The following is a 15,721-nucleotide window of genomic DNA, read 5'->3' as shown; positions in this document are numbered from 1 at the left end:
CACGTAACTCCCCGCCCATGACCCAGGCCAAGGCCAAGATCTGCGGGCTCTCGACCCCCGAGACGGTGAAGACCGCCTTCGACGGCGGCGCGGCCTATCTGGGCTTCGTGTTCTTCGACAAGAGCCCGCGCAACCTGACGCCCGAAGCCGCCGGGCGGCTGGCCGATCCGATCCGGGGCCGGGGCGTCAAGACCGTGGCGGTCACCGTCGATCCCGACGACGCCCTGGTCGACCGGCTGATGGCCACGCTCAAGCCCGATCTGATCCAGGTGCACGGCAAGGAAACCCCGGCCCGGGTCCGCGAGATCGCCGCCCGTTCCGGCGCCGGCGTGATCAAGGCCTTCTCGGTTTCCTCGCCCTCCGACGTCGACCAGGCCCGCGCCTTCGAGACCGTGGCCGAGCAGTTCCTGTTCGATGCCCGGCCTGTGGAAGGTTCGGTCCTGCCCGGCGGCACTGGCGCGCGGTTCGACTGGACCCTGCTGGAAGGCCGCAGATTTTCGCGCCCCCACTTCCTGGCCGGCGGCCTGGATCCCTGGAACGTGGCGGACGCGATCCGGGTCTCCGGAGCCCCGCTGGTGGACGTTTCTTCTGGCGTGGAGCGCGGTCCCGGCCTAAAGGACCCGGCTCTGATCACGGCGTTCCTCGACGCCGTCAAACGCGTGTAGCTCTGCCCAGCCTTTGGATGATCTCGTGAACGCCCCCTCAAAGCCCAACGACTACTCCGCCTATCCCGACGCCAACGGTCGGTTCGGCGACTTCGGCGGTCGCTATGTGGCCGAGACCCTGATGCCGCTGGTGCTGGAGCTGGGCGACGCCTATGCCGCCGCCAAGGCTGACCCGGCGTTCCAGACGCAGCTGACCAGCTACAACACCCATTATGCCGGCCGGCCCAGCCCGCTCTATTTCGCCGAGCGTCTGACCGAGCACTTCGGCGGGGCCAAGATCTATTTCAAGCGCGACGAGCTGAACCACACCGGCTCGCACAAGATCAACAATGCGCTCGGCCAGATCCTGCTGGCCATGCGCATGGGCAAGACCCGGATCATCGCCGAGACCGGCGCCGGCCAGCACGGCGTGGCCACCGCCACCGTCTGCGCCCGCTTCGGCCTGCCGTGCGTCGTCTATATGGGCGCCACCGACGTCGAACGTCAGAAGCCCAATGTCTTCCGCATGAATCTCCTCGGGGCCGAAGTGCGCCCGGTGACCTCGGGCACCGGCACCCTGAAGGACGCCATGAACGAGGCGATGCGCGATTGGGTCACCAACGTGCACGACACCTACTACCTGATCGGCACGGCCGCCGGCCCGCACCCCTATCCGGTGATGGTCCGCGACTTCCAGAGCGTGATCGGGACCGAAGCCCGCCAGCAGATCCTCGAAGCCGAGGGCCGTCTGCCCGACGCGGTGGTCGCCTGCATCGGCGGCGGCTCCAACGCCATCGGCCTGTTCCATCCGTTCCTGGCCGACGAGGGCGTGCGCCTGATCGGCGTCGAGGCGGCCGGCCACGGCGTCTCCACCGACAAGCACGCCGCCTCCTTGACCGGTGGCCGCCCCGGCGTGCTGCACGGCAACCGCACCTATCTGCTGCAGGACGACGACGGCCAGATCATCGACGCCCACTCGATCTCGGCCGGGCTCGACTATCCGGGCATCGGCCCCGAGCACTCGTTCCTGCACGAGATCGGCCGCGCCGAATATGTCTCGACCACGGACGACGAGGCCCTGGCGGCCTTCCAGCTGTGCTCGACCCTCGAAGGCATCATCCCGGCGCTGGAGCCGGCCCACGCCCTGGCCCGCGTCGGCGAGATCGCCCAGGAGCTGGGCAAGGGCAAGATCGTGGTGATGAATCTCTGCGGTCGCGGCGACAAGGACATCTTTACGGTGGCCGAAGCGCTTGGGCGCAAGATCTAGGACCTGACCAGCGTGACCAAAGACCGTATCGACCGTCGCTTCGCGGCGCTGAAGGCCGAGAACCGCGCCGGTTTCGTGACCTACATCATGGCCGGCGATCCCGACGCCGCCGCCACGCTCCGCGTGCTCAAGGGCCTGCCGGGCGCCGGCGCCGACCTGATCGAGCTGGGCTTTCCCTTCTCCGATCCGATGGCGGAGGGGCCGACCATCCAGCGCGCCGCTCAGCGCGGCCTGAAGTCCGGCATGACCCTACAGGGCACGCTGGACCTGGTCGCCGCCTTCCGCGAAGGCGATCAAGAGACCCCGATCATCCTGATGGGCTATCTCAACCCGGTGCTGAACCGGGGCTTCGAGAGCTTCGCCGCCGCCGCCGCCAAGGCCGGCGTCGATGGCCTGATCATCGTCGATTGCCCCCCGGAAGAAGCCGACCCGCTGTCGGATGCTCTGGAGGCTGAAGGCGTCGCCCTGATCCGCCTGGCCGCGCCCACCACCGACGACAAGCGCCTGCCGGCCGTGATCCGGCGCACCTCGGGCTTCGTCTATTACGTCTCGGTCGCCGGGGTGACCGGCGTGAAGTCGGCCGACGCGGGCGACGTGGCCCCGGCCGTCACTCGCCTGCGCAAGGCCTCTGGCCTGCCGGTCGCAGTCGGTTTCGGCATCCGGACGCCAGAGCAAGCCGCCGCCGTGGCCCGCGTCGCCGACGCCGCCGTGGTCGGCTCGGCGCTTGTGGATGAAATTGAATCCGCCGCCCAGTTGAACGAAAACGTGACCGAGAAGGTTCTTCTCAAGGCGTCGCAGCTGGCTAAGGCTGTGCGATCGGCGCGAGTCGGGAACGAAGTGAGGCTCTAAGGCTATGGCTATGGCTGAACCCCAGGACCCGAAAAAGGGCGACAAATCAAAGACCTCGGCTGACGGCCGACGCGGCGGCGGATGGCTTTCGCGCATCGCCCCCGGCGTGCGCGGCGCCTTCGCCAAGCGCGAGACTCCGGAGAATCTCTGGGTCAAATGTCCCGATACGGGCGAAATGATCTTCCGCTCCGACCTGGAAGCCGCCCTGTGGGTAACTCCGGCCGGACGCCATATGCGCATCGGTCCCGAAGCGCGTTTCAAGTTCACCTTCGATGACGGTCAGTTCGAGTCGCTGCCGACGCCGGCCGTGCCGGAAGACCCGCTGCACTTCTCCGACGGCAAGCCCTACAAGGACCGCCTGGCCGCCGCCCGCAAGGCCACCGGCGAGCCTGACGCCATGGCCATCGGCCACGGCAAGGTCGGCGGCGTCGAGGCCATCGTGCTGGTCCAGGACTTCGCCTTCATGGGCGGTTCGCTGGGCATGGCCGCCGGCGAGGGCTTCGTGGCCGCCGCCAAGGCCGCGCTCGACCGCGAAATCCCGCTGATCGTCTTCACCGCCGCCGGTGGCGCGCGGATGCAGGAAGGGGCGCTGTCCCTGATGCAGATGGCTCGTACGACGCTGGCGATCAACGAACTGAAGGACGCGGCCTTGCCCTATGTCGTGGTCCTCACCGACCCCACCACCGGCGGCGTCACCGCCTCCTACGCCATGCTGGGCGACGTCCACCTGGCCGAGCCGGGCGCCCTGATCGGCTTCGCCGGCCCGCGCGTCATCGAGCAGACCATCCGCGAGACTCTGCCGCCAGGCTTCCAGCGGTCGGAATATCTCGTTGAAAAGGGCATGGTCGACCGCGTCACGCCGCGCAAGGAGCTGCCCGCCGTGCTGGGCTCGATCCTCGGCACCCTGATGATGGGCCGCGTCCGCAAGGCCGCGTGAGCGAACACCTCCGCGCCCACGACGCCGCCCTCGAGCGGCTGAAGGCTCTGCACCCCAAGCTGATCGACCTGTCGCTCGATCGCATGCGGCGGCTGTGCGACGCGCTGGGCGATCCGCAGGACCGCCTGCCGCCGGTGATCCACGTGGCCGGCACCAACGGCAAGGGCTCGACGGTCGCCTATCTGCGGGCCATGGCCGAAGCCGCCGGGCTGAAGGTCCACGTCTTCACCTCGCCGCACCTGGTCCGCTTCGCCGAGCGCATCCGCCTGGCCGGGACCCTGATCACCGACGAGCATCTGGCCGACGTGCTGGACCGGGTCGAGCAGGCCAACGCCGGTGAGGCCATCACCTTCTTCGAGATCACCACGGCCGCGGCCTTCGTCGCCTTCGCCGAGGTCCCGGCCGATCTCTGCATCGTCGAGGTCGGGCTGGGCGGCGTGCTGGACGCCACCAACGTCATCGAGACGCCCGCCGTCAGCGTCATCGCCCCGGTCGACATCGACCATCGCGAGTTCCTGGGCGACACCATCGGCGAGATCGCCTTCGAAAAGGCCGGCATCATCAAGCCCGGCGCGCCGGCCGTGTCCGCCCGCCAGCAGGCCGAGGCCGAGGACGTGCTCGAGTCCACCGCCGCCTTGGCCGGGGTCGAGCTGACCCTGATGGGCCGCGAGTTCGACGCCTGGAACGAGCGCGGCCGCCTTCTGGTGCAGATGCAGGACCGTCTGCTGGACCTGCCCGCGCCGTCCCTGCCGGGCGAGCACCAGTTCGCCAACGCCGGTCTCGCGGTCGCCGCTCTGCTGGCCCTCGCCGATCCGCGCATCGACGAGGCCGCCATGGCCGCCGGGATCGCCGGCGCGGTCTGGCCGGCCCGCTTCCAGCGCCTGACCGCCGGTCCCCTGGCCGAACGGGCCAAGACGGCGGGCGCCGATCTGTGGCTGGACGGCGGCCACAATCCCCACGCCGGCGCCGCCGTGGCCCGGGCCCTCGGCGACCTGGCGGCCCGCGACGGCCGCCCCGTGGCCCTGATCTCCGGTCTGCTGGCCAACAAGGACGCCACCGGCTTCTTCCGCCCGTTCGCGCTGCTCAAGGCACAGGTCTTCACCGTAGCTTTCGAAGGTCACTCCGCGGCCAGCGCCGCCCAGACCGCCGCCGCCGCCGAACTGGCCGGCCTGCGGGCCCATGCCTGCGACGGCGTCGAGGACGCCCTGGCCAAGGCTCTGGCCCTGACGCCGACCCCGCACGTTCTGATCTGCGGTTCGCTCTACCTGGCCGGCGAGGTGCTGGCGATGAGCCTCGAGACCTGGCCTCAATAGAGATTGTCATCCCGGCCAAGCGAAGCGCCGAGCCGGGACCACGGCAGGCGCGGCGCTTCCGGTGGTCCCGGATCGACCCTTCGGGCCGTCCGGGATGACAGAATAAGGGAGGCGCTCCGTCGGGCTTGGGCGTACACCTGCCCCACGCCGATAGGGCGGCTCGGCCCGCTGGACATCCTCGGCAGGCGCGCCCGTCCTGGCAGGAACCGCCAATGGCCAAGGGTCAGAAGAAGTCCAACAAGGAAGTCCGCAAACCGAAGGCCGACAAGAAGGCCGCGCCGGAGTCGGTCTCGCCGTTCATCGTCACGTCGGCCAAGAAGTAGCCAGACACCAAACCGCCCACCCCGCGTCGGCGGAGTGGGCGGCTGGATCTCATCAAAAGCCTAAAGGGCTCAGGCGGGCTGGACGCCGGCCTCGTTGAGCCATTCCAGGATCTTCTGCTTGGGCATGGCGCCGACCTTCATCGAGGTCATCTGGCCGCCGCGGAACAGCATCATGGTCGGGATGCCGCGCACGCCGTAGCGCGACGGGGTCGTGGGGCTGTCCTCGATATTGACCTTGGCCACGGTCACGTGATCGGCGAGCTCCTCGGAGATCTGCTCCAGGGCCGGAGCGATCTGCTTACAGGGACCGCACCATTCGGCCCAGAAGTCGACGAGCACGGGGCCGTCGGCCTGCAGCACGTCGCGTTCGAAGGATTCGTCGGTCACCGTCACGGTGCTCATGTCGTTTGCTCCATCAGGGCGCCGTCTGACCGGCGCGGAATAAGAAAAGCCCGCGAGTCGTCGCGAGCGCTTGAAGAAGATGTAGGCGCCGGGGACGTTCCCGGCAACGCCCTAGCCGATCCGCCGCAGCGCGTCGGACATCACCTTTTCTGGAACCGGCATCAGTTTGGGACCGTCCGTCCACACCAGGGCCGCCTCGACCGGACGGTCGGGGAACACCTCGCGCAGCACCGCCACATAGACCGCCATCTGGGCCAGATAGGCCTGGTCGGCGTTCTCGATGCTGGCCGGCGCCGGGCGGTTGGTCTTGTAATCGACGACCAGCACGCGCTCGGCCGTCACCACCAGCCGGTCGACCCGGCCCGAGATCGCCAGGCCTTTGGGCAGCAGCGGGCTGGTCCCGGCCAGCGCCACCTCGGCCCGCGAGCCAGGGCCGAACACGGCGGCGAAGCGGTCGTCCTCGAGCACCCCGAACGCGGCCGCCGCCATCTCAATGCGCTGGTCGTCGGAGAGATCGCGCTCGGCGGCCAGCAGGCGAACGCCCGCCACGCGGCGCTCGGCCGGGGCGACGTCGGGCAGGATCTGCAGCAGCCGGTGAATGATCTCGCCGCGCCGATAGCGACCCAAGCCCTCCACCTTGGCCAGGGGCGACGGCGCCGGAGCGCGGCTGTCGGCCTCGTCCTCGATCCGCGACGGGGCGGCGTAGCGAGCGGTGGCCGGTTCGGGCTTGGCGGGACCGGTGGCCCAGGCGGGCAGGGGCGCGGCAGCGACCAGCGCTTCGGCCTCGCGCGGCAGGGTCTTGGGATCAGGTCCGTAGCGCAGGATCGGCGCGTCCGGATCGTCGATCTCGCGGACGTCGGGGGCGATGTCGGCATGGGCGAAGGCTGCCTTGGCCGCCGCGTACCAGCCGCCGACGTTCTCGTCCTTGGTGCGGGCGTCGATGCGACCGCACAGCACCAGCCGGTCCCGCGCTCGCGTCAGGGCCACGTAATAGAGCCGCAGGGCCTCCTCGGCCTCTTTCTTGTCGCGCAGCTCGCGGGCGGCGGTCGAGGCGGCGCAGTCCGAAGACTTTCCGGTCGACCACAGCACCCCGCCATCCTCGGTGGCCAGCAACGGCGAGCCGCCCGCACCGCGCTTCACCGTGGTCTCGGGCAGGAAGACGATCGGCGCCTCCAGCCCCTTGGAGCCGTGAGCGGTCATCACCCGCACCTCGCGGCGGGCGCCTTCCATCTCGCGCTTGACGATGATGTCCAGCGCAGCGAAGTCGGCGACCAGGGCCTCCAGGTCACGGATGTTGCGCTGCTCGGCGTCCATCACCTGGGCCAGGAACTCGTCCAGCGCCTCATCGGCCTCGCCGCCCAGGCGGGTCAGCACCTTGGCGCGGTTGGACACGCCGGCGCCGTCGACCTTGCCCAGCAGGGTGGCGAAGAACTCGAACGGCTGGCGCTTGCAGCCCTCGACCAGCGCCCAGCTCAACAGGTCGCGGGCGGCCGTCCAGCGCGGATCCTCGTCGGCGCGCGCCGACAGCACCGACCACAGCGTCGCCTTGCGACCCTTGGCCAGGGCGTAGACGTCCTCGTCGGTCAACGCGCAGAACGGGCTCTTCAGCAGGGCCGCCAGGGTCAGGTCATCGTCGGGGAACAGCACGAACCGGCCCAAGGCCAGCAGGTCGTCGAAGGCGATATGGGCCGACAGCGACAGGCGGTCGGCGCCGGCCACCGGCACGTTCCGCCGCTTCAGGGCGCGGATGATCTCCTCGAACAACACCTTGCGGCGGCGGACGAGAATGAGGATGTCGCCGGCGTGGGCGGCGCGGCGCTGCTTCGTCTCCTTGTCGTGGACCTCGTCGCCGCGATCGAGAATGCCCTTGATCTCGGCGGCGATGGCCTCGGCCAGGCGGCGGTTGGCGCTGTGCTCGGTCTCGGCGTCCAGCGGCGCCTCCCAGGCGTCGCGCTCCTCGCCGGGGCGCTCGCGGGTCAGCGGCCACAGGTCGACGCAGCCGGGACCGTCGGTGCGGAAGGGTTGGTGACGCACCACGTCCTCGCCGGCCGGCGGGGGCACGCCCTCGCGGGTGGCGGGATCGGAGAACAGGGCGTCGACGAAGCTCAAGACCTCGCGGGTTGAGCGGTACGAGACGGTCAGCGGCACGCCCATGCCCACCCGGCCGACGGCCTCGATCTGGGCGATGTAGCCTTGGGTCTCGATCAGCAGCCGCTGCGGATCGGCGCCCTGGAACGAGTAGATCGACTGCTTCTCGTCGCCGACCACGAACAGGGTCCGCTCGTCGCGGGTCTTGCGCCAACCGCCCGCGCCGGCTCCGGCGAAGAAGTCGGCGGTCAGGGCCCGCAAGATCGCCCACTGGTCAGGCGCTGTGTCCTGGGCCTCGTCGAGCAGGATGTGATCGACCCCGCCGTCCAGTTTGTAGAGCACCCAGGCCGCGTCGACCTTCTCGGTCAGCAGCACCTTGGCGTGGTCGATCAGGTCGGTGAAGTCCAGCGCGCCGCGTGACGCCTTCTCGTTGGCGTGGGCCAGGATATACAGCGCCGCCAGCCGCAGGGCCCCGGCCGTGTCATGCGCCACGCCGGCGGCGCGAACCTGCTGGCGGACGAAGGACAACCGGTCGGTTTCCTCCAGCAGCGCCTCGCGCAAATCCTCCCGCGCCTTGAAGGTCGTGGTGGTCTGCAGGTGCTTGCGAGGGTCTTCCTTGTCGGTGAACAGGGCGCAGAGGGCGTCGTCGAAATCCCGTGTGGCGAGGGTGACGCGCAGACGAGCGGCGTGCTCGGTGTCGCGGGCCTTGCCGCTGGATTCCAAGAGGCTGGCGCAGGCTTCCCAGAGATCGGGATCCATCTCGTCCATCGCCTCGGCGGCGACCGCTTGGGGATCTGTCGGCTCGTCGAACCCACAGACCCGCCAGACGTCCTCGATCGCGCCGGAGAGGCCGCCGTGCCGCGCCAGATAGTCGGCGATCGCCCCGCGCCGGATCTCGAACGTGCCGAACATCGACTCGAAGGCCGCGAAGTCCAAGGCCACCGAGAACCGCGCATAGGCCACGGCATAGGCGTCGTCGTGGGTGTCGACATAGGCCGCCACCGTGCGGCGGGCCGCGCGGGCCACGGCGGCGCCGGCCGAGTCGTCCATGACCACGAAGCCCGGCGACACCCCGGCCTCCAGCGGGAAGCGCCGCAACAGCTTTTCGCAGAAGGCGTGGATGGTCTGGATCTTCAGGCCGCCGGGGGTTTCCAGGGCCTGGGCGAACAGCGCGCGGGCTTCAGAAAGCTTTTTGGCGTCAAAGACCGCGTCAGGCTCGCCCACCAGGTCCGAGAGCTCCTTGCGCAAGTCCGCGTCCGCCGTGACCGACCACTTGCCGAGGCGCTGGAACAGGCGGCTCTGCATCTCGGCCGCCGCGGCCTTGGTGTAGGTCACGCAAAGGACGGCTTCGGGTTTAGTCCTGTTCAGCAGCAGGCGCGCCACCCGGTCGATCAGGGTCTTGGTCTTGCCTGAGCCGGCGTTGGCGGTGACGAAGGCGCTGATCGCCGGATCGGCGGCGACGCGCTGGGGATCGAGGGCGGTCATTCGCCCTCCCCATCGTCGCCGCTGGTGGACCACTCGAACACCCGCGCCAGGTGGGCGTAGTCACCCGGGTGGTCCTTCACGAACTGCGGGGCGGTGCGTGAGCGATAGGGCTGGGCCGGGTCGTCGTAGCGGGTGATCAGGGTGCGCAGACCGTCCAGAGCCTGGAAGGCGGCGTGTTCGCTGTCGGCGGCCGTGACCCGCACTTCCTCGAGGCCCGCCGGCTTGCGGCCCGTGACGCGGACATAGGTCAGGTCGCCGGGCTTACGGCCCGGCAGATCCGGGAAGCCGCCGTTCAGCAGGATCGCCGCCGTCAGGGTCAGCTGCGGCGAGAAGCCGGACTCGACCTGCTTCTTGCTCGGCGCGGCGCCGGTCTTGTAGTCGAGGATATGGGCTAGGCCGTCGGCGGTGGGCTCCAGCCGATCAGCCTTGGCGGTCAGGGTGAAGTCTTGGCCGTTGATCGGGAAGGTCAGTCGGCCTTCGGCCTCGACGATGATCCGCTCGGCCCGGGCGCGGCGGTCGCGCTCCCAGTCGGCGACCCAGGCGGCGGCCTCCCGGGCCAGGGCACGCTCGCGGGCCAGAGCCGTCGGCGGCATGCCGGCCGAGACCAGCTCGCTCATGTAGAGCGCCTCGAAGATGGCGGCGGCGTTGGCCGGCACCGGACCCGAATGGTCCAGAGAGAACTTCTCGAACGCCGCGTGAATGGCGGTGCCGCGCGCCCTCGCCTCGACCGGTTCGTCGGGGCGTTCCAGCGGATAGAGCTTGAGGATGTCGCGCGCCCAGACGGCGTAGGGGTCGCGGGTCAGGGCTTCGACGCGGGTCACGGCCATGCGGCGCGGGCGGTCGGCGACCGGCGGGGTCGGGGCCGGGCGGGCGTAGGGCGCGTAGGTCCCCGGCGCGTCGAGGGCGCGGGCCCAGTCCAGGGCGTCCTGGCGTTGCGGCAGCTTCAGGTCCGCGCCGCCGGCCAGGGTCTTCAGCCGCCACAGCCAGCGGGACTCGACGGCGGGCGCGCCGCCGCGTCGCTCGCAATGGACCAGGATGACGTCGGGCGCGCTGGCGGCCTGGGCGAAGTCGTGGGCGGTCAGGCCGACCCGGCGCTCGGGCGGCGGCAGGCCCAGCTTCTCGCGCATCGGACGCGACAGGAACGGGTCGATCGGCGCGCCCTGCGGCCAGATCCCTTCCTCCAGCCCCGCCAACACCAGCCGGTCGGCGCGCACCAGACGGGCCTCAATGGCCCCCAGGATCCGCAGGCGGGGATGAGTGGCGCCGCCGACCCGCAAGGTCTCCTCGTTGACCAGGCGGTTGAGGATGTCGGCGAAGGCCTGCGGCTTGGCGTCGGGCAAAACGACGCCGTCCTCGATCAGGGCCGAGAGCAGGGAACCCAGGCACTCGCCGGCCTGGCCGATCCACAGGCGGTCCGGGCCGGTCAGGGCCTCCAGCGCTTCGGTCAGGGCCAACGCCGCTTTCGACGGCGGGGCCAGTTCGTCGACATAGGGCGCGCCGGCGTGGGCGACGGCGGCCAGCAGGCGCTGGGCGAGGGTGCGGGCGTTTGGGTGCTCGTCCAGCCGCTTGAGCAGAGCGTCCGCCGAACGCGGCGCGGGGCCGCGCAGGCCCTTCAGCTCCAGCGTCGTCGCGGCCGAGAGGTCATCGTCGACATGCACCAACGGATGCTTGGCCAGGGCCAGCAGGCGCACGGGGTCCAGCGGATCGGCGACCAGGCCGGCGAGGTGCTGGGCCAGGATCGCGGCCGGGCTGGCGGCCAGGGGCGCGCCGGCCGAGCTGTCGGGGATCACGCCCCAGCGCAGCAGGCGGGCATTGACCCGGCGGGCCAGGGTCTGGTCGGGCGTGACCAGGGCGGCGGTGCGGTTGGGATCTTCCAGGGCCTCGCGCAGCAGCAAGGCGCAGGCGCTGGCGGCTTCTTCCTCCGTGCGGGCCGATATCAGCGACAGGCCTTTCAGCCCTTCGGCGACCGGGTCGAGCTCGGGGGCCTCGGCGCGCAGGCTGTCGATCTGGGCCAGCCAGTCGGCGGTGGCCTCGGCTGGGCGCAGGGCCTCGTTGACGATCCGCCGGCGCCAGCGGCCCCGGCTGTCGGCGGAGGGGAACCAGGGACGGACATCGGCGCGGGTGATCCCGGCGCGGTCCAGCAGGCGGCGCATGGCGCCCTGCGGATGCTGCTCGCCGACCTTGTCCCAAGCGCTTTCGGCCAGGTCTTCGTCGAGGCCCGGCAGCACGACCGCGCCCAATGGGGCGGCGGCGACCACGCGCAGCAGGTCGGCGGTGGCCGGCGCCGTGCCGGTCGAGCCGGCGGCGACCAGCACCTCGCTCGGCGGATGCTCTTTCCAGCGCTCGGCCAGGGCGCGCAGCAGCAGCACGCGGCGGTCGGCGACGTCGATCAGGCCCAGTTCTTCCAGCCGCTTGGGCCAGGCGGCCAGCACGGCTTTCAGGAACCGCGCGGAAACCTGCCAGTGCTGGGCCAGGTCGCCGTCGGCGAGGCCGTCGAGCTTGCCGTCGGTGTCGATTTCCTCGATTCGGCAGCTGTCGAAGAAGTCCGACAACGCCTTGGCCATCTCCAGCGCTTGCGAGGCGCCGGGGGTGAAGGTCAGGAGGTCGGCATGGTCGACCACGATCCGCGCCAGCTCGAACCGCCGGCGGCGTGAGGCGATGGCCGGCGGCAGGTCCAGGGCCAGGTCGCCCGGCTCGAACGGCGGCTCGCCCTCGTCCAGGTCGCCCAGGGGGCGGATCTGCGGCAGCAGCAGGGCCTTGCCGTCGCTGGCGGCCAGCAGGGCGTCGGCCACGGCGCGGGCCCCGCGACGCGTCGGGGTCAGCAGGGTGGCGCGGGGCAGGGCCTCGGGACCCATATGCGCCAGCGCCGCCAGGAAACCCCGGGCCAGATCGTCCACGAACGGACGGTGGGCCGGGATCGAGAACCAGCGCGGCCCGTCTCGGTCGAAGGGGCCGCCGAAGGTCATTTCAGCTTGGCCTCGGCGAGGTCGCGCGCGCCGGGGTCGCCGACATGCATCCACAAGCCCTCGGGCGAGACGCCGTGCACACGGTGGTTGGCGGCCAGGCCCTTCCAGATCGGCAGCAGCGAGAACGGACCCTCGGGACCGTCCGCCGTGATGGCCGGCTTGCAGATGTGGACGCCGACATAGACCAGCGGCGCGGGCTCGCCGGGATTCTTGAAGCGCACCACGCCGTCGTTCAGGAACACGTCGCCGCTGTCATGGAAGCCCAGCGAACCGGCGGTCGAGGCCAGCATCAGGCAGACGTCCATCCGCTCCGGATCCCAGGCCGCCGCGACGGCGTCGAGGGCGGGGGCGCCGCTCTCGATCCAGACGGAGTCGATATTGGCCACCCAGACCGGGCCATCGCCCAGCAGCGGCAGGGCCTGCTTGACGCCGCCGCCGGTCTCCAGCGCCTGCGGGCGCTCGTCGGAGATGACGATGCGGGGCGCGAGGCCTCGGGCCTGACGGGCGGCCAGATGGGCTTCGACCAGGTCGGCGAAGTAGTGGACATTGACCACGGCGGTCTCGACCCCGGCCTCGACCAGGCGGTCCAGCATGTGGTCGATCAGGGCCCGGCCGCCAACCTCGACTAGGGCCTTGGGCCGGTCGTCGGTGAGCGGGCGCATGCGGGTGCCCAGGCCCGCGGCCAACACCATTGCGATCTTGGGAGCGTTCATCGGCGAGCCTCCGCCGGGACGTGGGCGTCGAACCAGGCCTTGAGGTTCTTCAGCGCCGGATCGGCGAAGCAGGCGTCCAGATAGGTCCACAGCCGAGGAATGAAGTCGGCGTAGCGGGGCTTGCCGTCGCGGGTCACCAGGCGGGCGAAGATGCCAAGGATCCGGATGATGTTGAGCGCCCCCAGCGCGTGGTAGTCGGCCAGGAAGGCGGTGCGGTCCAGCTCGGGGCGGGCGGCCAGATAGCGATCGAGGCTGGCGGCTTCGCGCTGCGGCGACACCGTGCGGCGGGCGTCGTGCAGCAGCATCGACAGGTCCCAGGCCGGATGGGCCAGGACGGCGTCCTGGAAGTCGAGAAGGCCGACCTTGGCCGCGCCGTCGCGCGCCGGCAGCCAGATCAGGTTCTCGGCGTGATAGTCGCGATGGCAGAACACCCTGGCGTTCGCCTCGCCCTTGGCGCGGATCGGCGCCCAGATGGCTTCCCAGTCCGCGAGCGCCGCATCGTCGAAGGCGACGTCGCGGAACTTGGGCTGCCACTCGGTGAAGATGTCGTGGGCGGTCTTCAGGGCCAGGTCGTCATAGGTCAGCAGCGGCCAGGTCGAACCGTCGAAGTCCAGCACGCTCGGGGTCGGGGCGGCGTGCAGGGCCAGCAGGCCGTCGATGGCGGCGTCATAGAGTGGGCCCTCGTCGGTCCCGGTCTCGATCAGGCGGGCATAAAGGTCGTCGCCGAGGTCCTCCAACACGGCCAGGCCGGCGCCCGGATCGGCGGCCAGCACCTTGGGCGCCGACAGGCCCTGGGCGTTCAGCCAGCCGGCGCAGGCGATGAAGGCGTCCACCCGGCCGGCGGCCAGGCGGGCCAGGGCGTTGTAGCCGAGGGCGGCGCGTTCGGCCGGCGTCGCTTCGGGCGGGCAGGGCGCGGTCTCGACCGAGGGCGGCTGGTCCATGAATATGAAGCTGACGCCGCCCTCGCGATGCAGGCGCTCGTAGCTGCGGGTCGAGGCGTCGCCGCCCAGGCTCTCGCGGCGGACGTCGCCATAGCCGTGGGCCGACAGGAACGCGGCCTTGGCCGTCTCGCGCTCAGAACTCAAGGGTGCGTCCTTCAAACTCGCCATGCCGGGTGATCGTGACGCGTCGCGCGTCGCCGTCGAGGGCGATGTCTATATCGAGCCGAGTCGGCGGCAAACGCCCTTCCAATTTCTGCGGCCACTCGATCAGCGCCACGCCCCCCTCCAGGGCCTCGTCCAGGCCGATCTCATAGGCTTCGTCGGGATCGCTTAGGCGGTAGAGGTCGAAATGGGCCAAGGGGAATGCGGCGGTCTCGTAGAACTGCACCAGGGTGAAGGTCGGGCTGGGGACCTCCTCGTCGGGCGTGGTCAGGGCGCGGATCAGGGCGCGGGCCAGGGTCGACTTGCCGGCGCCCAGCGGCCCTGTCAGGCACAGGGCGTCGCCGGGCTGCAGGGCGCAGGCCAGGGCGCGGCCCAGGTCCTGGGTGGCGGCCTCGTTTTCGAGGCGGATGGCGTTCAAGTCAGCGATCCCTCGGGCTGGTCGGGGAGAACGCGCTCCACATAGCGTTTCAAGACGTCCGTGGCTTCCCCCGTGTCGGCGGGCAGGCTCGCCGGATCGACGGGCCGGCCGACGATCAGATCGAACCGGCGGCCGGTCTTGTTCAGCAGCTCATGGAAGAGGGTGATGTCACGCAGCTCTCGCGAGCGCTTGTCGAACAGGTGGAACAGGGTCGACCACGGGCCGGCGACATGGATCGGGACGATGGTCGCGTCGTACTTGCGGGCGATGGAGACGGCGGAGGTCGCCCAGGGCGGATCGGTCAGCCGGCCCTCGGCGTCGCGCGTCGCCAGGCGTCCGGCCGGGAACACCATCAGCGCGCGATCGGCCTCCACGGCCTCGCGGGTCATCTGCAAGGTCAGCCGCATGCGCTCGCGGCTGCGCTTGGCCTCCACCCATTCGACCGGGATCAGCACCTCGTCGAAGCGCGGACAGACCCGATGGGCGTCGGCGTTGGCGTAGAAGACGAGATCGGGCCGCCTGGCCTTGAGGGCGTCATAGACCGCCACACCGTCGGCGATGCCGGTCGGGTGGTTGGCGACGATCACCACGCGGCCCGCCGGGGGCAGGTTCTCCAGGCCGCGAACCGAAACCTTCAGGGCCAGCAGGGCCGAGACGTGCTCCAGCGCCGCGCGGCCGCCCCTGTCGGCGATGGCGTCGACCATGGCGCGGGCCTTGGCGTAGCCCAGTAGGGCATGCAGCGGCGGGCGGACCAGCGGCCACAGCGCCGCGCCGGTCAGCCGGGGCGCGCGCTCGGCGATCAGGGTGTCGACGATGTGCGGCGCGGGGCCGAGCTCGGAGACCTTGAGCATCCGACGAGCTTAGGAGGCGTTGTGATCCGTGTCAGGAAATTTGACGGGCGCGTCGCGGCGGCCGAGCCTAGGGTCCGCGTCGCCAAGGGAGCGCTGGAATGAAAAAGTTCGTGCGGGGGCTGATCGCCCTGCTGGTCCTGGTCGCGATCGGGGCCGGCGTCTACGGCTATTGGAACCTTGAGCTGCGCTGGCGGCCCAAGACCATCACCAAGCACCAGGCCGAGATCGCCAAGATCCTGCAGGAGTCCGGCTGGGTGTCGCCGAACCTGCCGGGGCCCAAGTTCTACATGGTCAGCTTCCGCACCTGCCCCGACTGCGTGCGGTTCAAGGCCGAGGAGTTTCCGAAGCTGCATGAAGCGGGC

General features: G+C 70.5%; 13 protein-coding genes. 6 read left to right on the top strand and 7 right to left on the bottom strand.

The features are described 5' to 3' along the window. Positions 1–17: 17 nt before the first annotated feature. From AC1RUS_RS12040 to AC1RUS_RS12015, 6 genes are all read left to right on the top strand, one after another. Positions 18–665: a phosphoribosylanthranilate isomerase gene (locus AC1RUS_RS12040; RefSeq protein WP_492916358.1), complete on the top strand. Its 648-nt coding sequence runs from the start codon at positions 18–20 to the stop codon at positions 663–665. 25 nt (positions 666–690) lie between these two features. Then, positions 691–1,911, top strand: coding sequence for a tryptophan synthase subunit beta (trpB, locus tag AC1RUS_RS12035; protein WP_492916356.1), 1,221 nt, complete (start codon positions 691–693; stop codon positions 1,909–1,911). A 12-nt stretch (positions 1,912–1,923) separates the two neighbouring features. Then, positions 1,924–2,760 (top strand): tryptophan synthase subunit alpha, encoded by an 837-nt coding sequence (trpA, locus tag AC1RUS_RS12030; RefSeq protein WP_492916354.1) that lies wholly within the window; start codon positions 1,924–1,926, stop codon positions 2,758–2,760. A 4-nt stretch (positions 2,761–2,764) separates the two neighbouring features. Continuing rightward, positions 2,765–3,697, top strand: a complete 933-nt coding sequence (locus tag AC1RUS_RS12025; protein WP_492916353.1) for an acetyl-CoA carboxylase carboxyltransferase subunit beta — start codon at positions 2,765–2,767, stop codon at positions 3,695–3,697. Further along, the gene (locus AC1RUS_RS12020) at positions 3,694–5,010 is read left to right on the top strand and encodes a bifunctional folylpolyglutamate synthase/dihydrofolate synthase (RefSeq protein ID WP_492916351.1); all 1,317 of its coding nucleotides are present in this window, start codon (positions 3,694–3,696) and stop codon (positions 5,008–5,010) included. The genes AC1RUS_RS12025 and AC1RUS_RS12020 overlap by 4 nt, the downstream gene beginning before the upstream one ends. Before the next feature lie 212 nt (positions 5,011–5,222). Next, positions 5,223–5,333, top strand: coding sequence for a hypothetical protein (locus AC1RUS_RS12015; protein WP_492916349.1), 111 nt, complete (start codon positions 5,223–5,225; stop codon positions 5,331–5,333). Positions 5,334–5,402: 69 nt separating this feature from the next. On the opposite strand, the gene trxA is transcribed toward AC1RUS_RS12015, so the two are convergent. The 7 genes from trxA to AC1RUS_RS11980 all read right to left on the bottom strand — a co-directional run bounded on the left by trxA (position 5,403) and on the right by AC1RUS_RS11980 (position 15,359). Further along, positions 5,403–5,735 (bottom strand): thioredoxin, encoded by a 333-nt coding sequence (gene trxA / locus AC1RUS_RS12010; RefSeq protein ID WP_035049110.1) that lies wholly within the window; start codon positions 5,733–5,735, stop codon positions 5,403–5,405. A 111-nt stretch (positions 5,736–5,846) separates the two neighbouring features. Continuing rightward, complete coding sequence (gene addA, locus AC1RUS_RS12005; RefSeq protein ID WP_492916347.1) at positions 5,847–9,308, bottom strand: double-strand break repair helicase AddA; 3,462 nt, start codon at positions 9,306–9,308, stop codon at positions 5,847–5,849. After that, the gene (gene addB / locus AC1RUS_RS12000) at positions 9,305–12,274 is read right to left on the bottom strand and encodes a double-strand break repair protein AddB (protein WP_492916345.1); all 2,970 of its coding nucleotides are present in this window, start codon (positions 12,272–12,274) and stop codon (positions 9,305–9,307) included. Before addB ends, addA begins: the two co-directional genes overlap by 4 nt. Then, positions 12,271–12,987 (bottom strand): N-acetylmuramate alpha-1-phosphate uridylyltransferase MurU, encoded by a 717-nt coding sequence (gene murU, locus AC1RUS_RS11995; RefSeq protein ID WP_492916343.1) that lies wholly within the window; start codon positions 12,985–12,987, stop codon positions 12,271–12,273. Before murU ends, addB begins: the two co-directional genes overlap by 4 nt. Continuing rightward, positions 12,984–14,096, bottom strand: coding sequence for an N-acetylmuramate/N-acetylglucosamine kinase AmgK (gene amgK / locus AC1RUS_RS11990; protein ID WP_492916341.1), 1,113 nt, complete (start codon positions 14,094–14,096; stop codon positions 12,984–12,986). The genes murU and amgK overlap by 4 nt, the downstream gene beginning before the upstream one ends. Next, positions 14,062–14,508 (bottom strand): tRNA (adenosine(37)-N6)-threonylcarbamoyltransferase complex ATPase subunit type 1 TsaE, encoded by a 447-nt coding sequence (gene tsaE, locus AC1RUS_RS11985; RefSeq protein ID WP_492916339.1) that lies wholly within the window; start codon positions 14,506–14,508, stop codon positions 14,062–14,064. The genes amgK and tsaE overlap by 35 nt, the downstream gene beginning before the upstream one ends. Next, positions 14,505–15,359 carry a 1-acyl-sn-glycerol-3-phosphate acyltransferase gene (locus AC1RUS_RS11980; protein ID WP_492916337.1) on the bottom strand — a complete coding sequence of 285 codons (855 nt, stop codon included), beginning with the start codon at positions 15,357–15,359 and terminating at the stop codon, positions 14,505–14,507. The genes tsaE and AC1RUS_RS11980 overlap by 4 nt, the downstream gene beginning before the upstream one ends. Positions 15,360–15,721: the final 362 nt, after the last annotated feature.

The organism is Caulobacter sp. GW821-FHT10F06, from assembly GCF_058809215.1.
The sequence above is the reverse complement of the archived record's forward strand: the minus strand, read 5'-3'. Positions and strand labels throughout refer to the sequence as shown.